General features: G+C 71.3%; 2 protein-coding genes and 2 pseudogenes. 2 read left to right on the forward strand and 2 right to left on the reverse strand.

Going from position 1 to position 4,629, the window contains the following annotated elements; genetic code table 11:
* Nucleotides 1-212, forward strand: a pseudogene (locus tag ADBZ5U_RS14420) (ABC transporter family substrate-binding protein); the annotation flags it as partial.
* Here the strand turns inward: ADBZ5U_RS14420 and ADBZ5U_RS14425 are convergent.
* Entirely contained in the window at nucleotides 202-1,446 is a 1,245-nt protein-coding gene (locus ADBZ5U_RS14425; protein WP_526811327.1) for an alpha/beta hydrolase, read from the reverse strand. The pseudogene ADBZ5U_RS14420 and the gene ADBZ5U_RS14425 overlap by 11 nt on opposite strands.
* Before the next feature lie 153 nt (nucleotides 1,447-1,599).
* On the opposite strand from ADBZ5U_RS14425, the gene ADBZ5U_RS14430 reads away from it, so the two are divergent.
* Nucleotides 1,600-2,973, forward strand: a complete 1,374-nt coding sequence (locus tag ADBZ5U_RS14430; protein ID WP_526811329.1) for a wax ester/triacylglycerol synthase domain-containing protein — start codon at nucleotides 1,600-1,602, stop codon at nucleotides 2,971-2,973.
* Between the two features lie 3 nt (nucleotides 2,974-2,976).
* On the opposite strand, the pseudogene ADBZ5U_RS14435 reads toward ADBZ5U_RS14430, so the two are convergent.
* Nucleotides 2,977-4,629, reverse strand: a pseudogene (locus ADBZ5U_RS14435) (AAA family ATPase); the annotation flags it as partial.

Here is a 4,629-nt window from a genome sequence, read left to right on the forward strand (position 1 = left end):
TCGACGCCAAGGTCGAGGAGGTGCTCGACGAACTCGACCCGGCCAAGGCCCGGGCGCTGGCCAACGAGGTGGACAAGATGCTGTGGGAAGAGGTGTTCAGCCTGGCGTTGTTCCAGTCTCCGGGCAACGTGGCGGTGCGCGATTCGCTGGCCAACTTCGGACCGTCCGGCGTCGGCGACTTGAACTACAGCACAATCGGTTTCATGAAGTAAGGCGCGCCGCCAGAAAGCGCGGCACGGCTCCCTCGACGCGCGCCGCCGCCTCGATGGCCCAGCCCACCAGCCTCAGTTCGGGCGGCGGCGGCAGGTCGTCCAGTTCCGCGCCTCGGGCCGGCAACTCCGCGGCCCGGCCCGCGCACACCTCTGCGGCGACCCGCAGGGCTGCCCGCTCCCGGAGGTCCAGGATGCTGTGCCCGGCGGTGGGCAGCCGCACCAGAGCGGCGTCCGGGACGAGGTCGGCGATTCGCTGGGCGACGGCCGGCGGCGTGATCAGGTCGCGGCCGCCGGAGACCACCACGGTCGGCCACCCGAAGGAACGCATCTGCGAGACCAGGTCGAAGGGCTCGCCCTGGAATTCCGGCGGCTCATCGTGGGCGGACTCCCGCATTGCCACCGCGGGGTCAAGCGGTAGGCCGTCCGGGGTGCCGTGGAAGTTGAGTTCGCGGAAGCCGATCGGACCCACCAGGTCGGATTCGTTGCGGTACGGCATTTTTCGGCCGGCGACCCGGCCCACGTGGTTCATCGTCGTCCACAGCATCCGGCGTTCGTCGAGCAGCAGGTCGAGCAGGCGGTGCAGCATCGCTTCGCCGCCGATTCCGTACAGCGCGGCGAGGGTCTGGGCGTCGGCGGCGGTCATGGCGCCGTTCTCGGCCAGTTCGCGCACCTTGGGCGCCAGGCCCGAGGCGTCCGGATCGGTGCCGAACCAGAGCAGCCGGCGCAATTCGCGGCGCACGATCTCGATGTCGTCGCCGTTGAGCAACGGCGAGTCGAGGATCATCGCGCGCACCCGGTGCGGATGGCCGACACCGACCCCGGCCGCCAGGTAGCTGCCGTAGGACGTGCCGTAGAGGACCGCGCCGGCCACATCGGCGTCGTCGAGGACCGCGGCGATGTCGTCGACCACGTGGGCGATGGTGAGCGCCTCGGAGGGCAGATCCCGACCGTCGTCGTCGTGGCGCGACATTCCGACCCCGCGGTGCTCCACCATGATCACCTCGAGGCCGTCGGCGGCGGCGCGGCGGCGCAGACCCTGGTAGTGCCCGATCGAGGCCATGCCGGGACCACCCGGGATGACGACCAGTGGCACACCGGTTCCCGGGCCGGTGCGCACGTAGTAGAGGTCGAACCGATCGCCGGCCTCGGTGGTCACCGGGCGGCGCACCGAGCGCACACCGGGCAGCGCGGCGAGCCTGTCGTGGACGCGGCGGCGTCTGGCGCCCAGTGTCATGCGTGCGCTCCCGCCACTCCCCCATTGTGCCCACTCCCCCCTTGCGCACCGGGAGGCACGGGGGGAGGTACGGGGGGAGGTACAGGGGAGAAGGTCACCACTTGCCGCGGGAGTGGTGACGACGGCCGCGGTCGGCCGTAGCGTGGAATCACGATGAGCGAGTTCATGAGCCAGAGCGACGCCTTCGCCTGGGCGATGGAATCCGACCCGCGGCTGCGGTCCACGGTGGTGACGCTGATCCTGCTCGACCGCGCGCCGGACTGGGACGTGGTGCGGGAACGCTTCCGGGCGGTCTCTTCCAACCTCCCGATGTTTCGTCAGGTCGTGGTGGAGTCGCCGCCGCCGACGCCGCCGCGGTGGGAGCCGGCACCCGACTTCGACCCGGACTTCCACATGCGCCGGGTGTCGGCCCCCGAACCGGGCAACCTCGACGCGGTGCTGGAGATGGCCCGGGTGGCGGCGATGTCGGACTTCGACCGGGCCCGGCCGTTGTGGACGGCGACGCTGATCGAGGGACTCGACGACGGCGGCGCGGCGGTGCTGCTGAAGTTCCATCACGCGCTCACCGACGGGGTGGGCGGCGTGCAGATCGCGATGACGATCTTCGACGTCACCGCCGAGCCCCGCCATCCCGACGCGGTGGCGGCCGGTTCCGACGAGCCGGAGGTGCACCGGCACGGTCCGCTCAGCGACTACGTCGACGCCCTGCGTTACGACGCCGGACTGGTGCGCCGGGCGGTGACCGGTGCGGTGACCGGGGCGCCCAGACTGTTGTTCAACACCCTTCGCCGGCCGATCTCGACCACCGCCGCGGCCACCGAACTGGCCGGGTCGGTGTATCGGTTCGTGCGACCGGTGGCCCATACCGGCTCCACGTTGATGAGGGAACGCACCCTGGTGCGCCGGTTGGCCGTGCACTCGGTCCCGCTGGACAAACTGAAGGAGGCCGCCCACCGCGGCGGCGGAGCACTCAACGACGCGTTCGTCGCCGGGATCTCCGGCGGTCTGCGCCGCTACCACGAGAAGCACGGCGCGACGGTGGGGGATCTGCACCTGACGATGCCGATCAGCATCCGCGAGGCGGGCGAGAACATGGGCGGAAACCACATCACCCTCGCCCGTTTCGACGTGCCCGTCGGCCTTGCCGACCCGGCCGCGCGGATCCGCCGGACCCGGGAGCGCACCACCCGGGTCCGCAACGAACGATCGACGGCCTACGTCCAACTGCTGGCCGGGGCGATGAACCTGATGCCGCGGAGCTACATCGGGTCGATGCTGCGCAAGATCGACTTCCTGGCCAGCGACGTGCCGGGAATCCCGGTGCCGGTCTACCTGGCCGGGGCGAAGGTCACCGCGCAGTATGCCTTCGGGCCGACCATCGGTTCGGCGGTGAACGTCACCCTGCTGACCTACGTCGGAACCTGTGCGCTGGGGATCGACGTCGACACCGGAGCGATCCCGGACTTCGAGCAGTTCTACGACTGCCTGGTCGAGGGTTTCGACGAGGTGCTGGCACTGGCCGACTGACGGCTAAGCGCTCAACTCGACGAACTCGGCGTCGGCCACGCCGGCGTAACGGCCGGGGGTGCAGGTGAGCACGATCACCTGACCGCTGTCGCCGACAGTGTTGAGCACCGCACACATCCTGTCCAGGCGGTCGGGGTCGCTGAAGCCCAGCGCGTCGTCGATCACCACCGGCACGGTGTCCTCCTCGGCGATCAGCGCCGCCCCGGCCAGCCGAGCCAGAATGCCCAACTGCTCCTTGGCGCCTCCCGACAGCGAGTCGTACGGCACGGTGCAGCCGTCGAGGGTGCGGGTCCGGATGGTCAGTTCGGTGTCGACGTCCACCTCGAAACTGGTGCCGAAGACCTCCCGGCCCAACCGCTCCAGTTCGGTGCGGTACGGCTGCACGTAGCGCGCCCGGGTGTTGTCCCGGTGCCGGATCATTGTGGCGCGCAACAACTCCGCGGCGGCGGCCCGTTCCTGGATGCGGGCGTAGTCGGCGCGGGCCCGCTCGAGTTCGGCCTGTGCCTCATCCAGCAGACCCTGGCGGCCCTCGCCGCCGATGAGGGCCAGTTCGACGGTGAGGTTGTGCAACTCCAGTCCGGCGGCGTCCCGTTCCGCGGTGATGGTGTCGACGGCCTTCGACGCGGCGGCAAGCTCAGCCTCGACCGCCCCCGGGTCACCGGCGGCGTAACGCTCGGCGAGGGCGGTCACGGCGGCGTCGGCGCAGCGTTGTTCCTCGGCGTCGGCGGTGGCCTGGGCGGCGACGTCCTCGTCGGCCAGGGCGGCGCGCAGCGTCGCCAACTGATCGCCCACTGAGGTGTGCTCAGCCTGGGCGGTGTTGATCCGATCCCGTAAAACCGTTGCGGCGGTGACTGTGTCGGTCAATGCCGCCGAAGCCGCGGTGGCGGCCTCCCGCAGGGTCCCGGCATCGACCTCGGCGACCCGCAGGGCGCCGTCGGCCGCCCTCAACTCGGCCGCGACGGTCGCGCCGTCGACGGACTCGTCGGCAGCGGCGGCGCGGGTGTCGGCCAGCCGCCGGCGAATCGATGCGGCGTCCTCCCCGGCGCACAGGCCCTCGAGTTTCGCGGCCTGGGTGGTGCGGACCTCGGTCAGCGCGCGACGCCGCACGTTGGACTCGCGGGCGGCCTCGACGTCGGACGAACCGGCGGCCTGCAGTTCGGCATCCAGACGGCCTTGTGCCGCTGCGAGATCCGCGCGCAGCTTCGCCGTGCTGGCCCCGGGGTCGATGCGCACCGTCAACACTCCTGGCACGTCGACCAGCACGGCCGCCGAGGCCGGTTGGGTGAAAGTCTGGCCGGCGGTGAGGCTGCGGGCCTGACCGTCGACGGTGATGTCGAGGTCGACCGGTGCGGTGAACTCGACGGTCGCGGCGTCGGCTTGCAGTTGCGCCTCGATGCGCTGGACGGTCGACCAGTGCTTCTCGATATTGGCGAGCACGGTGTCGGTGAGCGTGATCGCCGCCAATTGCGCGGCGACCGCGGCGAGTTCGGTTCCGATCGCGTCGATGCCGGTGACCCGGGCCGCGAGCCGGTCGGCCTCGTCGCGCGCGAGGCACGCCTTGGCTGCGGCCTGCGCGGCCTCGTGTCGCTGCCGGGCGGCGTCGAGCGCGGTGGCCGCCTGGGCGGCGGCCGTCGTCGCGGTGCCGGCGGCCGCCCT

Source organism: Mycobacterium sp., from assembly GCF_040398885.1.
Classification (GTDB): domain Bacteria; phylum Actinomycetota; class Actinomycetes; order Mycobacteriales; family Mycobacteriaceae; genus Mycobacterium.

Excerpts from the sequence above, each read along its gene's own strand:
- ADBZ5U_RS14425 (WP_526811327.1), bottom strand. The coding sequence starts at position 1,446 with ATGACACTGGGCGCCAGACGCCGCCGCGTCCACGACAGGCTCGCCGCG.
- ADBZ5U_RS14430 (WP_526811329.1), top strand. The coding sequence starts at position 1,600 with ATGAGCGAGTTCATGAGCCAGAGCGACGCCTTCGCCTGGGCGATGGAA.